We start from the raw sequence: 19,093 nt of genomic DNA, 5'->3' as shown, positions 1-19,093 counted from the left end.
ATTTAGCATCAAACGACCTACTGCGCTCGTCATCAGGAGTTTTAGGCAAACCTTCAAGATATTCAGGTATTCCCCGACTCGCTCCCGGCTTCTACTATGGGAACCCTACCGGATCATCTATTTCCGCGCTGCGCCGGGCGCGGTTGTCTGTTCACTGCTTTCGTGAATATGTCAGTCATCGCCTGCGCCGTGATCCCGGTTCATTACAAGGTTTGGCCGCATCGGCGACGCGCGTCGCCCATCGCCGGCGCCTTGCGACATCACCCTCTTTGCTGGAGTTACCCATGAGCACGACTTATGCCTATGCAGCGACCGACGCTAACGCGCCGCTCGTTCCGTTCGAAATCCAGCGCCGCGCACTGCGCGCCCATGACGTGCAGATGGAAGTCCTGTTTTGCGGTGTGTGCCATTCCGACTTGCATCAGGCACGCAACGAATGGAAGAACACGGTGTTCCCGGTGGTACCGGGCCATGAGATCGTCGGCCGCGTGACGGCGGTGGGGCCGGACGTGACCAGATACAAGGCGGGCGATCTGGTGGGCGTGGGCTGCCTGGTCGATTCGTGCCGCACTTGCGCGAGTTGCGAGGAAAATCTCGAACAGTATTGCGAAAACGGTTTTGTCGGCACGTATAACGGTGTGGACCGGGTTGACGGTCAGATTACCTACGGCGGTTATTCGACACAACTGGTGGTGGATGAGGCATTCACGCTACGAGTGCCGGAGAATCTCGATCCGGCGGGCGTGGCGCCTTTGTTGTGCGCGGGTATCACGACCTATTCGCCGCTGCGCACGTGGGGTGCCGGTCCTGGCAAGAAGGTCGGGATCGTCGGTCTTGGCGGTCTGGGTCACATGGGCGTGAAGTTGGCCCGTGCGATGGGCGCGCATGTGGTGCTGTTCACGACCTCGCCGTCGAAGATCGAAGATGCCAAGCGGCTTGGTGCGCATGAGGTTGTCATTTCGAAGAATGCTGACGAGATGGGGGCACATGCCAATAGCTTCGATTTCATCCTGAATACGGTTGCTGCGCAGCATGATTTGAATCCGTTTTTGAATCTGCTCAAGCGCGATGGGACGATGACGCTGGTCGGGGCGCCCGAGCACGATCATCCGTCGCCGCAGGTGTTCAATCTGATTTTCAAGCGTCGCCGGCTGGCTGGTTCGCTAATTGGCGGGATTGCGGAGACGCAGGAAATGCTGGATTTCTGTGGTGAGCATGGGATTACTTCGGATATTGAGGTGATTCCTATGCAGGGGATTAATGAGGCTTATGAACGGATGCTTAAGAGTGATGTTAAGTATCGGTTTGTGGTTGATCTCGATTCCTTACGGAAGTGATTTTTTTTGATTTTTGCCTGGTTGGCGTTTTTTTTGTTGATCTGGGTTTTTTTTGGCCTTTCCTTGATTTGTTAGTGGTCTATTAGCGTTGCCCCTGTGCGGGGCGGCACCTACTTTTCTTTGCCTGCCGCAAAGAAAAGTAGGCAAAAGAAAGCGGCTTCACACCGCAAGCTCATAAGCGGGTCCCCCGCACAGCCGCGGTAGTGGTGCATCTGGAATCTGTCGCCTCGCACACTCCGCCTCAGTGACAAGGCAGTCATACCTCCCGCCTCGCACTACGTGCTCGCCGGAAAGGATCATCTGCAAAGGCGCGGGTGTTCGCCCGGCGCGGTGGGAGACGTTGGTCTCGCCTCGGTGATTGCCCGTGAGCCGGCGCTTCGACGCCCCTTCGAGACCAAATATAAGTAGTACCCAGTAGCTAGTAACTCGTGACGCGATAAGCGCGACCGGCGCTGAGAACGGCGATCAGCCTTTTTGACGCCATTGAAATTCAGATACTGCAGACGGTTCGAAGAATTGCCGCAACACTGAGTACGACATGCAGTTCGTGAAGTACCGCAGTATGACTTACCGCCCGCACGCTACGACGTGCCTGGAAAAACCATCGGACGCCTTATGAACCAGGCGTCGGCGCGCGCAGCGCCGCCGGAGGTATGACTGCCTTGTCACTAACGCGGAGTGTGCGAGAACACAGATTCCAGATGCACCACTACCGTGGCTGTGCGGGGGACCCGCTTATGAGCTAGCGGTGTGAAGCCGCTTTCTTTGCTTACTTTCTTTGCGGCGGCAAAGCAAGTAAGTGCCGCCCCGCACAGGGGCAACACTAATAGACCACTAACAAAACAAGGAAAGGCCAAAAAAACCCGGATCAACAACAAACCCGCCAGCGAGGCAAAAAAAACCCAACCCCAACGTGGAGTCCAAACCGTGATCGACAGAATAACTGCAATGCGGACATTCATCCGAATCGTGGACACAAACAGCTTCACCCGCGCAGCGGAATCCCTCAACATCCCCCGCGCGACGGCGACAACGATCGTCCAGAACCTGGAGGCCTTACTGGGCACCGCCCTATTAACACGCACAACACGCCGTCTGAGCATCACGCCAGAAGGCGCAGCCTACTACGAACGCTGTGCGCAAATCCTCGCCGACATCGACGAAATGGAAGCCAGCCTGCGTCACTCGACGGATAACCTGACCGGTCGCCTGCGCATTGAAATGCCCGGCGCGGTAGCGAGCACCATCGTCCTGCCGGCACTGGACGACTTCCACACCCGCTATCCAAATCTCGATCTGGCGATCGGCATCAGCAACCGGACAGTCGACCTGATCTCGGAAGCCATCGACTGCAGCATCCAGCTAGGCGAATTGCCGGATTCAAACCTGGTCGCGCGGCAATTAGGCACGCTCGAGCACGTGACATGCGCCAGCCCGGCCTACCTGGCCCGTCACGGCACGCCTTTCGACCTGGATGACTTGCGCGGACACGCTGCCGTCAACTGCATGTCGCCGCACAACGGCCGCGAAGTCGACTTCGATTTCGAAGTGGACGGCGAAGCGCAAAGCGTCAAGGTTAGAGGCTTCGTCAAAGTGAGCGACGAGCAGGCGTACCTCACCTGCGGCTTGCAAGGACTCGGCCTGATCCAGCCCGCGCGAATCGCCGCGCAACCCTACCTCGACTCGGGACTGCTGCGCGAAGTGCTGCCGCAATGGAAACCCGTGCCGATGCCGGTCTCGGTCGCGTATGTGAAGAATCGCCGGGTGTCGCCCCGCGTGCGAGCTTTCGTCGACTGGCTCGCGGAGCTGTTCGAGCAAACCGAACACGTCGATCAGGACCTGTCGCGCGTTCGTCAACTGTTGCGCGGCCTGCACCCCGCCTGAGGCGGGTTTCATGCAGACGCGCAACACACAGCAAGCGTTAGTTCGGCAGCATGACCGGCACCGGACGCGTCAATAGATCAACGTAAAAATTGAAAAAACTCGGGTTGTCGAAGCGTTTGACGATCGTCATCTTCTGCAAACCCGCCGGCGGTGAACTGGTGTAACCCGTCGACTTGCCGTCATTGGCGCCGAAGCTCGTATCCACATCCACCCATTCGTCCACCGTCTGCGTGGCAAACGACGGATGCATCAGATACGCGAGCGTCAACGTATCCCAGATGTTCGTGGTGTAGTTCGGATTCGTTTCGAAACCGTTCTTGCCGTCGAAACCATAGCCGTTCAGCGTCTTGAACAATTGCGTAATGATGGTCTGCTTCGTCGGATCGTGCGCGACGCGGTCGTACAACGCCTTGTCCATCTTCACGGTATCGGTCACGTCGAGCGGAATCACTACCTGTTTGATCGGCAGGCGCAGCACGGTCTTCGCCGCCTCCGGATCGAACCACCAGTTGAATTCGGCTGTCGGCGTGGTGTTGCCAGGCACATCGATCGCACCGCCCATGTAAATGATCTGCTTGATCAACGGAACGATCTCGGGATGCTGACGCGTGGCGAGCGCAATGTTCGTCAGCGGGCCGATCGCCAGAATCGTCACCTCGCCCGGATACTGCTTCACCGAATCGACGATGAAATCCACCGCGCTCCGGCTCTGCACTTTCGTATGCGTGGCGAAGCCGTCCGGCGGCGCGATCAGATCGCTGTCCGACTTCGGTTCGGGCGTATTCCACGCGCCGAGATAGCCGTCGCCGCCGGGGAATTGCTTCTGCTCGGCTTCAATCGTGGCGAAATCGTGCGATAACGCGTAATTGGCGCCTGCATAGACGCCAATCTGATTTTCAACGCCAAGGCGCTCGACCGATTTCAATGCGTCCGATACGCCCTGCTTCAACCATTGATTACCGGACACCACCGTAATGCCCAATACTTTCAACGAGCCTTGCGCCTGCAATTGCGCAGCCATTACGCCTAACTGGCCGTCGTCGCTCAGCGTGTTGTAGTCGCTGTCGATAATCACCTTGGGCGGACTGGTCTGCGCATTGAGATCGCTGCCGCCACACGCCGAAAGTACCGAGACGACCGCCACACTTGCCACGCATGCTAATGCCACGAAGAGCCTCTTCACCGATGTCTCCTTTTATATGCAATCGTATTGCCCGGATAAGGAGACTCATCATAAACGTAAAACTAATGAAATAAAATCGTCAGATTTAATGCGTAATTCATGGAATCAGCTTTCTGCTTCTTAAGTCATCGAAAATGGCGATAAACATCGCCTCGGTATCGACAAATTCGTGAAAACCGAAACGTCGTGCTTTCGAGCCGTCGCCGAACATGTCGTAATCCCACGAAAAAACGAAATCCGCAAAACGCCACGCGGAAACGTCCTGATAGGGAACCGGGTGCAAGCCGTGCCGGGCCACCATCCCCGTCCACAACGACGCCTTGTCGGCCATGATCGTATTGAGCGACATGGGCAGCGGCGGCGCCACATCCAGCGCGAAGTAGCGGGCTATCTTCGGCCACATGTCGTTCCAGCGGAACAGGTCGCCGTTGCTGATGTTGAACGCCTGATTCGCGGCGCGCGGCTCCGTCGCGGCCCACACCGTTGCGCGCGCAAGCAAACCGGCATCGGTCATTTCCAGCAGTTTGTCGTAAGCACCGGGTTTGCCGGGAAAGCGCAAAGGCAAGCCGAGTTCTTTCGACATCGATGCATACACGGCGATCGCCACCGCCAGGTTCATCGGATTACCCAATGCGAAGCCGCCCACCACGGCAGGGCGGATCGCCGACCAGGTCCAGCGCTTGCCCTGCTGGCGCGAACTCAGGAGCGTCTGCTGGTCGAACATGAACTCGGGCGGCATGAAGTGCGCGTCATCTTCGCGCGCGGGGGTCTTGAACGGCCCGAGATGGCCGCCGTAGACCTTGTAGCCCTGCATCAGGCTCACATGCTGCAAGCCCGCCGCGACCGGCTCGATGGCGTCGAGCACGTTGACCAGCATCGCCAGATTCGGGGGCACCAGTTCGGCCCAGGTCGGACGATCCTGATACGCGGCATAGAACACGTGCGTGACGTGATTCAAAGCACCCAGTTTCGAGCGGGTGTCGGCCTGATCCAGCAGGTCGGCCGCGATGTATTGCACCCGCTCGCTGGCTTCGCCGCCACGGCGCGCGAGGCCGATGACCGTCCAATCGTCAAGCGTGGCGAGATGATCGACCAGATTGCGGCCGATCACACCCTGTGCGCCGACCACCAGGGCCACCTTCTTTACTGCGTTCATACCCATGCTCCCATCGCTCATTTCGTTGCGACGGCCCACGCCGTCCGGTAACTGAAAGATATCGGCGCGACAGTGCTTTCGGTAGACTGCCGGATGGCATATCACCTGTGAACTGAACTCACGATGGCACGTTTGGATGTGAACCGTTCCGGCGAACTCGAAGTGTTCGTCCGCGCGGTCGAGCTAGGCGGGTTTTCGGCAGCGGCACGCGCACTGGGAATGACACCGTCGGCTGTCAGCAAGCTGGTGTCGCGTCTCGAGGCCCGGCTGGGCGCGCGGCTGGTGAACCGCTCGACGCGCAATCTGCAACTCACGCCGGAAGGCTGCGTGTTCTACGAACGCGGTGTGCGCGTGCTCGCCGAGCTCGACGAAACCGAACGCGGCGCGGCCACGGGCTCAACGCCCCGCGGCCGCCTGCGTGTGCATGCGAATGTGCCGCTCGGGCGGCACTATCTGTTGCCGCTCGTGCCTGAATTTCTCGCCGCCCATCCCGACATTACACTCGATATCGTGTTGACCGATCAGGTGATCGACCTGCTCGAACAACGCACCGATGTCGCGCTGCGCAGCGGTCCGCTCAAGGATTCGCAACTGGTGGCGCGCAGGCTAGGTGACGCGAAGATGGTGATTGTCGCGGCACCGGCCTATCTGGCCCGCCACGGCACGCCCCAAACACCGGCTGATCTGGCAACGCACAACCGGCTGGGATTTGGCTTTGCACGGGCGGCGAGCGGCTGGCCGCTGCTCGATGAAGCGCGACGCCGGATCGACGTGCCCGTAGAAGGCAATGCGCAGGTCAGCGACGGGGAAACGCTGCGCCAACTCACTCTCGCCGGCGTGGGGTTGGCGCGGCTTGCCGCTTTTCAGGTGCGCGACGACGTGGCCGCCGGCCGCCTCACCGTGCTACTCGAAGCATTCGATTCCGGTGAGACCGAACCGGTCAGCGCGCTTTATCTGGGCCAGGGCGGCCACCTGCCCGCCCGCGTGCGCGCGTTGCTCGACTTTCTGGTGGAACGGATGCGCGTCGATTGACGCGCATCGCCCGCAACCCGCACGGCAAAGTCACGAGCGCCGCGGCGGCGTATTCTGTCCCGCCGGCAGGTTCAGACGCCGATCGCGCACCACCTGCCACGGCCGCACCAGATACGCCAACGATGCAAAACCGCTCCAGACATGCACGAGGCGCGTGAACGGAAACACCAGAAACAGCGTCATGCCGAGGAACATGTGGGCCTTGAACACCCAGCTCGCTTCAGCGATGAGCGCAGCAGCGCCGCCCTGGAAGGTGACGATGTGCTGTGCCCAGCCGGCGAGTTTCATCATCATGCTGCCGTCCAGATGCTGCGCTGACATTGGGATCGTGCCGAGACCGAGAACCAGTTGCACCCACAACAACACCAGCAGCACGATGTCGCTGGTTTTCGAATTGGCACGGATGCGCGCGTCGCCGAGCCGGCGGATCAGCAGCATGGTTACGCCGACAAACGCCAGCGTGCCCGCGATACCGCCCGACACCATCGCCACGACCTGCTTCGCGCCGGCGCTGATGAACGATTCGTACAGCACGTGCGGCGTCAGCATGCCGAAGAAATGACCGAACATCAGGAACAGCACACCGACGTGAAACAGATTGCTGCCCCAACGTAAAGTACCGGTGCGCAGCATCTGCGACGAATCGCTTTTCCAGGTGTACTGATCGCGGTCGTAACGCAACAGACTGCCGACCAGGAACACCACCAGACATAGGTACGGGTAGATGCCGAATAAGAACGTATCGAGGTAGTTCATACCGTGACCTCCTTGGATCGGCGTGGCGATGCAGCGTCGCGCCGAACGATCTGGATGGGCTGCACAGCAGGCGCCGCGTTCTGGCCTGCCACGGAGCAGCCGTCGAAAACCGCAGGCTCGGCCCATTGCTCGTCGAGCGGAGCCTCGGGTGGCGCCTCCGGTACGGTCTCGGGCGCTTGCACCGGTTCGCCCGCGAGATCGAGCGCGGCAGCCACGGCTGCCGCATAAGGGCTATCCTGGCGCGCCAGCGCGGCATGAATCGATTGCAGCAGATGCGCCATCTCGGCGAGGAACTCGCGCGCGACTTTTTGAGGCTGCGTGGACGCAAACTCCAGCACCACGGGCAGGTAGTCCGGCAACTCGCCGGGTGCGAGCAACAATCCTTGCTGCTCATAGGTTTGTTGAAGATCGATCATCGCCGGGCCGCGCTCACGCGAATCGCCATGCACATGCTCGAACAAATGGAGCGACGTGCGGCGGCTGCGGTCGAACGTATCGACATAGCGAGCTTCCGCTTCGAGAGGATCGCTGTGCTGCAAATCGGCCGTCAGCGCAAAGACCGCTGCGCGACGCTCAGCCGACAGCGCCGTGTCGCCAAGCAAGGTAATTGCCAGCTCCGGCAGTAATGCACGCAACTGGGCATCCGGGTAGCTCAGCAACGCGGCAAGTACACGTGCCGCCGTGCTGTGGGGTTCATAAATGGGCTCGTTGTTCATCATTCCACCTCTCACACCTTTGCCTTGATCGGAATCGTGCGGCGCTTTTTCCCACCGAACAGACTCGTTTCGCTCGCGCCATCGGAGCAACCGTTGCCGAACGAAAAGCCGCAACCGCCCTTCAGGTCGTACAGGTTCTCCGCATATTCGCGGTGCGTGCTCGGCACCACGAAGCGGTCCTCGTAGTTCGCGAGCGCCATCACGCGATACATGTCCTCCACTTCCGGCTGGGTCATGCCCACTTGTGCTAGCACCGCCGCGTTTTCCCGACCGTCAACATGTTTCTCACGTTGATAGGTGCGCATTGCAAGCATCCGCTCGAGCGCGCTGATCACGGGCGCCTCGTCACCGGCAGTCAGCAGATTCGCCAGATACTTGACAGGGATACGCAACTGCGTGACGTCCGGAATTTCACCGTTCAGGCTCATGTGCCCTTCGCTCGCCGCCGTGGTGATCGGTGAAAGCGGCGGCACGTACCACACCATCGGCAGCGTGCGGTACTCCGGATGCAGCGGCAAGGCAACGCGCCATTCCATCGCCATCTTGTAGACAGGACTGTTTTTTGCCGCATCGAGCCATGCCTGCGGCACGCCGTCGGCCCGCGCCTGCTCGATCACCTTCGGGTCGTTCGGATCCAGGAATACGTCGAGCTGCGCCTGATACAGATCGGTTTCGCGTTCGACAGATGCCGCTTCCTCAATACGATCCGCGTCGTACAGCAGCACGCCGAGGTAGCGAATCCGGCCGACACAGGTTTCCGAACACACGGTCGGCTGACCGCTTTCGATACGCGGGTAGCAGAAAATGCACTTCTCGGCCTTGCCGGACTGCCAGTTGTAGTAAATCTTCTTGTACGGACAGCCGGAAACGCACATGCGCCAGCCGCGGCACTTGTCCTGATCGATCAGCACGATGCCATCTTCCTCGCGCTTGTAGATCGAGCCCGACGGGCAACTCGCAACGCAGGCCGGATTCAGGCAGTGCTCGCAAAGCCGCGGCAAATACATCATGAAGGTGTTTTCGAACTGGCCGTAGATGTCCTTCTGCACATCGTCGAAATTCTTGTCCTTGCTGCGCTTCTCGAACTCGCCACCAAGAATCTCTTCCCAGTTCGGCCCCCACTCGATCTTCTCCATCCGCTTGCCGGTCAGCAGGCTGCGCGGTCGTGCGACGGGGGGCGCCTTGCTTTCCGGCGCGGCCTGCAGATGTTCATAATCGAACGTGAACGGCTCGTAGTAATCGTCGATCTGCGGCAGATTCGGGTTCGCAAAGATGCGCGAGAGCACCTTCATCCGGCTGCCCTGGCGCGGCTCGATCGAGCCGTCCGCGTTCCGCTTCCAGCCGCCGTTCCATTTGTCCTGGTTCTCCCACTGCTTCGGATAGCCGATGCCGGGTTTCGTCTCGACGTTGTTGAACCACGCGTACTCCACGCCTTCGCGATTGGTCCAGACGTTCTTGCACGTCACCGAACAGGTGTGACAGCCGATGCACTTGTCCAGATTGAGCACCATGCCGATCTGTGCGCGAATTTTCATTGCCGACCTCCGTTTGCTGCGAGAACCGGCTCATCGTCGAGCCAGTCCACCTTCGCCATCTTGCGCACGAGGACGAATTCGTCGCGATTGGTGCCGATGGTTCCGTAGTAGTTAAAACCGTAGCTAAGCTGTGCATAGCCGCCGATCATGTGCGTGGGTTTGAGCACGATGCGCGTCACCGAGTTATGAATGCCGCCGCGCGTGCCGGTGATTTCCGAGCCCGGCACGTTCACAATCTTTTCCTGTGCGTGATACATCATCACCATGCCCGGATTGACGCGCTGACTGACCACCGCGCGCGCCGCGATCGCACCGTTGATGTTGAAGAGTTCGACCCAATCGTTGTCTTCGATACCCGCCTCTTTCGCATCGTCTTCGCTCAGCCAGATCACCGGACCGCCGCGGTTGAGCGTAAGCATGATCAGGTTATCGGTGTACGTGCTGTGAATGCCCCATTTCTGGTGTGGTGTAATGAAGTTGAGCGCGATTTCCTTGTGTCCATTCGGCTTGCGGCCATGCATCGGCGATGCCGCTTTCAGATCGACCGGCGGCCGATAGCTGACGAAGCCTTCGCCGAAATCGCGCATCCACGGGTGGTCCTGATAGAACTGCTGGCGGCCCGTCAGCGTGCGCCATGGAATCAGCTCGTGCACGTTGGTATAGCCGGCGTTGTACGACACCTTCTCGCTTTCCAGACCGCTCCATGTAGGCGACGAAATGATCTTGCGCGGTTGCGCCTGCACGTCGCGATAGCGGATCTTCTCGTCCTCGCGATGCATCGCCAGATGGGTATGCTCGCGACCGGTGATTTTCGACAGGGCGTCCCATGCTTTCACCGCGACGTGGCCATTGGTTTCAGGCGCGAGCATCAACAGCACTTCGCATGCGTCGATGTCGCTGTCGATCTTCACCATGCCCTGGGTCGCGCCGGCGTCGCGCACCGTGCCGTTCAGTTCGGCCAGTTGCCCGACTTCCGTCTGGGTGTTCCACGCGATACCCTTGCCGCCGTTGCCGACTTTGTCCATCAACGGCCCCAGGGCAGTGAAGCGCCGATACACATTCGGATAATCACGCTCGACCACATTGACTTGCGGTGCGGTCTTGCCTGGAATCAGTTCGCATTCGCCACGCTTCCAGTCGCGCACGTCGTAGGGCTGCGCAAGTTCAGCAGGGGTGTCATGCATCAGCGGTGTCAGCACCACCTCTTTCTCGACACCCAGATGACCAACGCAGACTTCGCTAAACTTCTGCGCGAAGCCTTTGTAGATTTCCCAATCGCTGCGCGCCTGCCATGCCGGATCGACCGCGCTCGAAAGCGGGTGGATGAACGGATGCATGTCGCTCGTGTTCAGATCGTTTTTTTCGTACCAGGTCGCTGTCGGCAATACGATGTCGGAGTACAGACACGTGGTGCTCATGCGGAAGTCGAGCGTCACCAGCAAATCGAGTTTGCCTTCGGGCGCCTTGTCATGCCAGGTGACCTCATGCGGCCTCGCATCGTCGTCGCCGAGATCGCGGCCTTGCACGCCGTGGCTGGTACCGAGCAGATGTTTGAGGAAGTACTCGTGCCCCTTGCCCGACGAGCCCAGCAGATTCGAACGCCACACGAACATGTTGCGCGGCCAGTTGTCCGGATGATCGGGATCCTCGCAACTCATCTTCAGGGAGCCGTCTTTCAGCGTGCGCGCCACGTAGTCCTTCGCGTCGAGTCCGGCGGCTTGTGCGTCGGCGGCTACCTGCAAGGGATTGGTTTGCAACTGAGGTGCGGAAGGCAGCCATCCCATGCGCTCGGCGCGCACGTTGTAATCGATCAACGACCCGCTGTATTGCTGTTTATCCGCGAGCGGCGACAGAATTTCGTCGACGCCCAGCTTTTCGTAGCGCCACTGATCGGTGTGTGCGTAGAAGAAGCTGGTGGAGTTCATCTGCCGCGGCGGCCGGATCCAGTCGAGCGCAAATGCAAGCGCGGTCCAGCCGGTTTGCGGCCGCAGCTTCTCCTGGCCCACGTAGTGCGCCCAGCCGCCGCCGCTTTGGCCGATGCAACCGCACAGCATCAGCATATTGATCACGCCACGGTAGTTCATGTCGGCATGAAACCAATGGTTCATCGCCGCGCCGATAATCACCATCGACTTTCCGTGCGTCTTGTCCGCGTTCTCCGCGAATTCCCGCGCGACGGTGATCACCTGGTCACGCGAAACGCCCGTGATCTTTTCCTGCCATGCAGGGGTGTACGGCACGTCGTCGTGATAGTCCGCGGCGCCGCCGAAACCGCGATCCACGCCATAGTTCGCAGCCAGCAGATCGAATACCGTGGCGACCAGCACCTCGCGCTCTTCACCGGCCTTGCCCAGCGGGATGCGTACCGCGGGCACCTGGCGCGCCAGCACATCGTTCTGCTTGCTGGCCGTGAAATGCGGCGTGTCGATGCCGCCGAAGTAAGGGAAACCGACCGTCACGACCTCATGTTGCTGCGCGCCATCTTCCAGCACCGACAGCTTGAGCTTCACGGCGTCGCCATGGCGTCCTTCTTTCGCTTCGAGGTTCCAGCGGCCGGCATCGGCGCGGCCGTCCGGCCCCCAGCGAAAGCCGATCGAGCCCTGCGGTAGAACAACCTTGCCGTGCTCGTCAAAGGCCACTGTTTTCCAGTCGGGATTGTTGTCCTGCCCGAGTTTGCCGTTGAAGTCGTCGGCACGGACATAGCGGTCCGGCACCAGCACCTCGCGGCCATCCGGCAGCATATGCGGCTTCAATTGCACGAGCAGCGGCAGATCGGTGTAGCGGCGTGCGTAGTCGTCGAAATACGCGCTGCGTTTGTTGAAGTAGAACTCGCGCAGGATCACGTGGCCCATTGCCATTGCCAGTGCCGCGTCGGTGCCCTGGCGCGGGTGCATCCACAGATCGGCGAGCTTGGCGACTTCTGAATAGTCAGGCGTCACCGCAACCGTCTTGGTGCCGCGATAACGCACCTCGGTGAAGAAATGCGCGTCGGGCGTGCGCGTTTGCGGCACATTCGAGCCCCACGCGATGATGTAGCTCGAGTTGTACCAGTCCGCCGATTCCGGCACGTCCGTTTGCTCGCCCCATACCTGCGGGCTCGACGGCGGCAAATCGCAGTACCAGTCGTAAAAACTCATGCAGACGCCGCCGATCAGACTCAGATACCGGCTCCCCGCCGCGTAGCTGACCATGGACATCGCCGGAATCGGCGAGAAGCCGACGACGCGGTCAGGTCCATGCTTCCTGATCGTATAAACGTTGGCCGCGGCGACAATCTCGTTGACCTCGTTCCAGTCGGCCCGCACGAAACCACCCAAACCGCGCTGACTTTGGTAGTCGCGGCGTTGCGTGTCGTTCTCGACGACGCTGGCCCATGCGTCGACGGGGCTCGCGGCCACCGCGCGCGCTGCACGCCAATGCTTGAGCAGGCGTGCGCGCACCAGCGGATACTTGACGCGATTGGCGCTGTACAGATACCAGCTATAGCTCGCACCACGTGCACAGCCACGCGGCTCATGGTTCGGCAGGTCGGCACGCGTACGCGGGTAGTCGGTCTGCTGCGTTTCCCAGGTGACAATGCCCCCCTTCACATGAATCTTCCACGAGCACGAGCCCGTGCAATTCACCCCATGCGTCGAACGTACGATCTTGTCGTGCTGCCAGCGCGCACGGTACGCGTCCTCCCACGTGCGGTCTTCCCCTGTGGTTACGCCGTGACCTTTGGCGAAACGCTCGCGCGGCTGCGCGAAGTATTTCAGTCTGTCCAGAAAGTGACTCATGATTTCAATCCTTGTCTAATGCTTTTCAGCGCCGCGCTCAACACGGCATCCCGGCATTGCGCCGCGCGTAAAACCACCAGGTCAGTCCGACACACAGCACGTAAAAGGCGATGAACCCGTACAACGCCAGTTCGGGGCCGCCGCTGGCGAGAATCGAGCTGCCGTAGCTTTTCGGAATGAAGAAGCCGCCGTATGCGCCAATCGCGCCGGCAAACCCGATCGCGGCCGCGCCCTCTGTATTGCCTTCGCGATTTGCGTGGGCGAGTGCTTCCTGGTCGTTGGGCGGTACGCCGCGCAGCCGCAGGTTCAGGAAAATCACCGGAATCATCCGGAACGTGGAGCCGTTGCCAATGCCGGTAGTCAGGAAAAGCAGCATGAACATCGCGAAGAAGCCGGCGAACGCTCCTGCATGCGGCCCCCACGGGAACGCGGCGCTGCCGGTTTTCGGCAGGAAGTACAAAACCCCCACAACCGCGAGCACCATCACGACGAAATTCCAGAACGTGACACGCGCGCCACCCAGCTTGTCGGCAAGCCAACCGCCTACCGGACGGATCGCCGCGCCGACGAACGGTCCGACCCATGCGTAAGTCAACGGATTGACGTCCGGAAACTGGCTCTTGATGAGCAATGGAAAACCGGCGGAGTAACCGATAAACGAACCGAACGTACCGAGATACAACGTGCACATCAGCCAGTTGTGACGGCTGCGGAAGATGCTTGCTTGCGCGGCGAAAGACGCCTTGGCGTCGGCCAGATCGTTCATGCCGAACCATGCGGCGACTGCGGAGATGGCGATCCATGGCACCCAGATGAACGCGGCGTTCTGCATCCACACCTGAGATACATGACCTGCCTTCGTCATCAGTTGCGGCTCGCCGCCGAAAATGCCGAACACGCCGGCCGTAATGACCAGTGGCGACAGAAACTGCACCGCGGATACACCGAGGTTGCCGAATCCGCCGTTCACGCCCAGCGCAGAACCCTTACGCTCCTTAGGAAAGAAGAAGCTGATGTTGGCCATGCTGGAGCTGAAATTACCGCCGCCAAAACCGCACAAGAGCGCGAGCAGCAACATGGTCGGATAGCTTGTGGTGTTGTCCTGCACCGCGAAGCCGATCCCGACCGCGGGAATCAGCAAGGACGCAGTGGAGAGCGCCGTCCAGCGACGTCCGCCGAAAATCGGCACCATGAACGAGTAGAAAATGCGCAGCGTTGCGCCGGAGAGCGCCGGCGCCGCGGCGAGCCAGAACAACTGATTGGTCGAATAGCGAAAACCGAGTGACGGCAAGGTGACCGCCACGACACTCCACACCTGCCAGATCGCGAATGCCAGAAACAGTGCAGGCACCGAGATCCATAGATTGAGTTTGGCGACGGACTCGCCCTCCTGCTTCCAGAAAGCCTTGTCTTCGGGCTTCCAGAGAGTCAGCGTACGGCCGGCTCTCGCGCGTGCTGTCGAGATATTCATGATGGGGTTCCTGCTTGAGAAGAAACTTGAGTCGAAGCCTGGGTCGAGGCCTGAGTCGAAACCTGATTGCGCGTGACATCGGCGGGGCTTGCGCCTGCGGTCATCACATCGGTGCGGCGGACTTCGGTGAGATACATCCAGATCAGCGACACCCACACGACGCCGTAAAGCAGCATGAAGGCGCTCGAACGGATGCCTGTGAGATCGACCAGTACGCCGAACAGAATCGGCAACGCGAAGCCGCCCAGACCGCCGGCCAAGCCAACGATGCCGGAGATCGCTCCAATGTTGTCCGGAAACTCATCGCCGATATACTTGAAGGTGCTGGCCTTGCCGAACGCGAAAGCAATACCGAGCACGAACATCAGCACCGTGAACCAGACGACGTTGAGACCGAGATGGAAGACCTTGGGACCGTCGACGGTCGCAATCGTGAAAACGGTTTGTGGATAGCTGAGCAGGAACAGGCAAATCCAGCTCACCCACATCACCCACCACGTCACGCGATGCGCGCCATAGCGATCCGAGAGCCAGCCACCCATCGCACGCAGGACACCGCCGGGCAGCGAGAAGCACGCCGCAAGCAAAGCAGCGACACGAATGTCGAGCCCATACTCACCGACGTAGTACTGCACCATCCACAACGAGAGCCCGACGTAGCCGCCAAACACGATGCTGTAGTACTGGCAATACTTGAGAACGCGTGGGTCCTTGAGTGCCCGCAGTTGATCGACGAAACGCTGGTTGTTCGGCACGCGATGCGAAGGATCGCTTGCGGTAAAAAGCCAGAACAGAACCACGGCGGCAAGCATGGCAACCGCGTAGGTTTTCGCGACCATGCCCCAACCGAAGGCAACGAGGATAGCGGGCGCGACGAACTTGTTGACGGCCGCACCTGAATTGCCCGCACCGAAGATGCCCATGGCAAAACCACGGCGCTCCTGCGGAAACCAGCGGGCCACATACGGCGTGCCAACCGAGAACGATCCTCCTGCCAGCCCGACGAACAGACCGATGACGAGAAACTGCCAATAGCTGGTCGCATAGCTCATCAACCAGATTGCCGGCACGGTGGCGAGCATCAGAGCGGCCATGACGACGCGACCGCCATAGCGATCGGTCCAGATGCCGAGCGGCACGCGCACGAGCGAGCCGGTCAGGACCGGTAGCGCGGCCAGCATGCCAAACTCGGTTTCGTTCAGATGAAGGGATTGACGGATCGGGATGCCGATCACGCCGAACATCATCCACACCATAAAACACACGGTGAACGCGAAGGTGCTCGCGATCAGAACCGACCATGCTTTGGGTGGGGTTGCGGCGCTGTTGCCGACAGCGGTCTTTGTCATGGGAATCACTCCTTTTCCATGACTCTGACTTTGCCGTCTTAGATGCGGATTCGGTATCCTTCCGAAGGAAGTTTGATTGGGTGCAGAAGGAGTAGGAAAATTCCTAGGGGTAGTTCTTTCGGAGTATTGCTAATCGGGTGTTAATCGATAACGATCGAATTCACCGTCGCATACACAGCAGCTTGCACCCTCGAGCCCAACTTCAGCTTGCGCAAAATATGCTGTACATGAATCTTGACCGTGGTCTCCGCAATTGCCAGCGCGCGAGCGATCTCCTTGTTGCTCGCGCCCAGAGCAATATGCGCAAGGATTTCCTGCTCCCGGGCCGATAGCACAATACCCGGTGCAAGTTGTGCCTGCGCTGCGTCGACAACGGCCGGTGGCATCGCCATGACCTCAGGCGCGGCTCTCACGCCCGCCGACGTGTCGTTCGCCGCCGCGGCCCGATACGCCGACACCAGCTTGCCCGTCATCTCGGGACTCACTACCGCCTCGTCCCGCATGGTTCGCACGATCGACTCGGCGAGCGTGTTGGCATCGACGGTTTTCAGCAGGTACCCCTGCGCGCCGCAGCGCAGCGCGGCGCCCAGATCGCGTTCGTCTTCGCTTACGGTCAGCATCAACACTCGGGCCTGTGGCGCGGCCTCACGTAGATCCTTGAGTGCGTCGATCCCGCTTACGCCCGGCAGATGGTTATCCAGCAGGATCAGATCGGGCTGTAGTTCACCGGCCCGCCGTTGCGCCTCGCCGGCATCGGCCGCTTCGCCGACTACCTGGAATCGTGCGTCTTCGTGCAGCAGGGAGATCAGCCCGCGCCGGAACAACGTGTGATCGTCGACCACCAGCAAACGAATTGGAATCGTCATCTAAGCTCCCCTTTACGGCCGATGCCTAGGCGGCTTCGACCTGATCTTCATGAAACGCGTCCGAACCACCGCGCTGGGACGGCGCCAACGTCAACGTGACGCACGTTCCGGCGCCAGGCACCGAGTCGACCACCACTGCCGCGCCAATACGAGCCGCGCGTTCGCGCATGATGCGCATTCCCACGTGTGTCTCGCCGGGCGAGTGTTGCTCTGCGTCGAAGCCCTCGCCGTCGTCGCGAACTTCAAAACTCCATACCGGACTCTGCTGCACCTCCAGCCAGACCTCACGCGCCCGCGCATGTTTGCGTACGTTCGACAAGGCCTCCTGCAAGACATGCAACACCTGCACCTGCACGTCCGCGTCGAGCGGCAGGCCATGGCCTTCGATCAGGAGATTCGTGGGCAGCCCCGTCTGGTGTTCGAACTTGCGCAGCGTGGTACGCAACGCAGGTTCGATATCCTCGGTGTTGCCGCGCGTGCGGAAATGCATCAGCAACTCGCGCACGTCACCGGTGCTTTCGCGCACACCCGCGTCCAGTTCGTCGACGATACGCGCGACGGATGAATCGGCAGGGGCCGGCAATGCATCACGCAGCAACTGCACCTGTATTTTCAGAAATGCCAGCGACTGCGCAATCGAATCGTGCAGTTCGCTCGCGAGCAACGCGCGTTCATCGGATACCGCGGTTTCCCGTTCCAGCGCACTCACGCGCAAATTCTCCATCGCGCCTGCCAGATGGCTCGCCAGCGTGTCGAGCAGATCGCGGTCCTGGGCGGACAGGTGAATCGCCTCGCTAAAGAACAGGTCGATCTCGCCAAGCGTGCGCTGATGCAGAATCACAGGCACCGACACGAGCGTGGCATAGCCGGCGCGCGCGCAATGACCGAGTGTCGCCGCGCCGGGTCCTGCGGCCAGCACAGGGATCACTCGCGCGCCAGGCACGCTCTGTGGATGACCACACAGGCAACTGCGCGATGTAAGGCATTGCTCGTCTTCAGCCATGAAACGCGGCAGGCTATCGCCCGCCAGCAGCAGGTAACGTTCGTTGGCCTCGCCCGACCAGCGGATTGCCACCGAATCCGCAGCGGCGATCCGGCGAACGCGTTGCGCGAAGCCCTGCGCAAGGGCATCCAGCGTACTCGCGTTCGCGAGAAACGCGCTCACTTCATAGAGCGCGGCAAGACGCGAGCGCTCCGTCTCGAGGCTGGCGGTTTTCTCGCTGACCTTCTGCTCGAGACCGGCATAAAGCTGTTGCAGGTTCTGCGCCATCCGGTTGAAACCCGTGGACAACTCGCCGAATTCATCTTGCGTCCCAACCTCGACACGCGTACCGAAGTCTCCGCGCTCGACTCGCGCCAGACCACCGGTTAGTCTGAGAACCGGAGCAAGTACGCTCAAATGCCCCACATATAGCAACGCCAGCGCACTGCCGATCGCCAGCACCAGTAGCGCCAGTTGCACGGCATTGAGGATCGAAGTCCAGCGCGCAAGCTGCGCTTCGATCGAACTGTCGAACGAATCGATCAGTAAAACAAATTGCCTGGCTTGCCGTTCCACCTCAGCAGCGGCGGGTGGATTTGGCCCGCTCCAAACTGGGCGCAACACCTGCCATTGCGCTTGCACCTGAGCAAATCGCGCGCGCGCCTCGACGTTCCACGGCACGAACAACGGACGTACTGGATCGCCCTTCTCAAGCAACGTGAGACTTTCATCGAACTGGTGTGCGAGCGCGCTGACCTGGGACGGGGAATCGCGCAGCAGCAGCGCGACGCGATAGGTTTGCATCCGCATGCGCCCGGCCTCGTTGATCGCGGCCGCACCGCCGTCGAGTTGCCAGGTAATCCAGAGCGTCAAACCAATCGATGCGAGCGCCAACGTAAGCAACGTGGCGACAAGAGCAGCGAGTTTGGTAGCGAGGGGCCAGGAGGAGATGGAGCGCATTCAAAGATTCTATGCGCCACAGCAAGATAAGACACGACGCAGGATTGACTCAAATCAACCTGACGTCGTGCTTGATGGGATTGTGCG

At 60.4% G+C, this 19,093-nt stretch carries 13 protein-coding genes; 3 read left to right on the top strand and 10 right to left on the bottom strand.

What is annotated here, in order from left to right; all coding sequences use genetic code 11:
* Positions 1–284 precede the first annotated feature (284 nt).
* On the top strand, positions 285–1,337 hold the full coding sequence (locus tag HWX91_RS34680) for an NAD(P)-dependent alcohol dehydrogenase (protein WP_028197268.1): 1,053 nt from the start codon (positions 285–287) through the stop codon (positions 1,335–1,337).
* A gap of 927 nt (positions 1,338–2,264) precedes the next feature.
* The gene (locus HWX91_RS34675) at positions 2,265–3,221 is read left to right on the top strand and encodes a LysR family transcriptional regulator (RefSeq protein ID WP_028197269.1); all 957 of its coding nucleotides are present in this window, start codon (positions 2,265–2,267) and stop codon (positions 3,219–3,221) included.
* Between the two features lie 37 nt (positions 3,222–3,258).
* Here HWX91_RS34675 and HWX91_RS34670 read toward each other — a convergent pair whose 3' ends face one another.
* On the bottom strand, positions 3,259–4,404 hold the full coding sequence (locus HWX91_RS34670) for a nucleoside hydrolase (RefSeq protein ID WP_028197270.1): 1,146 nt from the start codon (positions 4,402–4,404) through the stop codon (positions 3,259–3,261).
* 97 nt (positions 4,405–4,501) lie between these two features.
* Positions 4,502–5,560: an SDR family oxidoreductase gene (locus HWX91_RS34665; RefSeq protein ID WP_028197271.1), complete on the bottom strand. Its 1,059-nt coding sequence runs from the start codon at positions 5,558–5,560 to the stop codon at positions 4,502–4,504.
* Between the two features lie 123 nt (positions 5,561–5,683).
* Between HWX91_RS34665 and HWX91_RS34660 the strand changes: the two genes are divergently transcribed.
* The gene (locus HWX91_RS34660; protein ID WP_028197272.1) at positions 5,684–6,592 is read left to right on the top strand and encodes a LysR family transcriptional regulator; all 909 of its coding nucleotides are present in this window, start codon (positions 5,684–5,686) and stop codon (positions 6,590–6,592) included.
* A gap of 30 nt (positions 6,593–6,622) precedes the next feature.
* Here HWX91_RS34660 and narI read toward each other — a convergent pair whose 3' ends face one another.
* The 8 genes from narI to HWX91_RS34620 form a co-directional block, all read right to left on the bottom strand.
* Positions 6,623–7,348 (bottom strand): respiratory nitrate reductase subunit gamma, encoded by a 726-nt coding sequence (gene narI / locus HWX91_RS34655; protein ID WP_028197273.1) that lies wholly within the window; start codon positions 7,346–7,348, stop codon positions 6,623–6,625.
* On the bottom strand, positions 7,345–8,064 hold the full coding sequence (narJ, locus tag HWX91_RS34650; protein ID WP_042275368.1) for a nitrate reductase molybdenum cofactor assembly chaperone: 720 nt from the start codon (positions 8,062–8,064) through the stop codon (positions 7,345–7,347). Before narJ ends, narI begins: the two co-directional genes overlap by 4 nt.
* Before the next feature lie 11 nt (positions 8,065–8,075).
* Positions 8,076–9,599, bottom strand: a complete 1,524-nt coding sequence (narH, locus tag HWX91_RS34645; protein ID WP_028197275.1) for a nitrate reductase subunit beta — start codon at positions 9,597–9,599, stop codon at positions 8,076–8,078.
* Complete coding sequence (locus tag HWX91_RS34640; RefSeq protein WP_028197276.1) at positions 9,596–13,378, bottom strand: nitrate reductase subunit alpha; 3,783 nt, start codon at positions 13,376–13,378, stop codon at positions 9,596–9,598. The genes narH and HWX91_RS34640 overlap by 4 nt, the downstream gene beginning before the upstream one ends.
* Before the next feature lie 37 nt (positions 13,379–13,415).
* The gene (locus tag HWX91_RS34635) at positions 13,416–14,849 is read right to left on the bottom strand and encodes a NarK family nitrate/nitrite MFS transporter (RefSeq protein ID WP_028197277.1); all 1,434 of its coding nucleotides are present in this window, start codon (positions 14,847–14,849) and stop codon (positions 13,416–13,418) included.
* A complete protein-coding gene (locus tag HWX91_RS34630) occupies positions 14,846–16,198 on the bottom strand; it encodes an MFS transporter (RefSeq protein WP_081833100.1) in 1,353 nt (450 codons plus the stop codon). The genes HWX91_RS34635 and HWX91_RS34630 overlap by 4 nt, the downstream gene beginning before the upstream one ends.
* A gap of 140 nt (positions 16,199–16,338) precedes the next feature.
* A complete protein-coding gene (locus HWX91_RS34625; protein ID WP_028197278.1) occupies positions 16,339–17,064 on the bottom strand; it encodes a response regulator in 726 nt (241 codons plus the stop codon).
* Between the two features lie 25 nt (positions 17,065–17,089).
* Positions 17,090–19,006, bottom strand: a complete 1,917-nt coding sequence (locus HWX91_RS34620) for a type IV pili methyl-accepting chemotaxis transducer N-terminal domain-containing protein (protein WP_042275336.1) — start codon at positions 19,004–19,006, stop codon at positions 17,090–17,092.
* Between the last annotated feature and the right edge of the window lie 87 nt (positions 19,007–19,093).

Source organism: Paraburkholderia fungorum, assembly GCF_902833645.1.
Classification (GTDB): domain Bacteria; phylum Pseudomonadota; class Gammaproteobacteria; order Burkholderiales; family Burkholderiaceae; genus Paraburkholderia; species Paraburkholderia fungorum.
The sequence above is the reverse complement of the archived record's forward strand: the minus strand, read 5'-3'. Positions and strand labels throughout refer to the sequence as shown.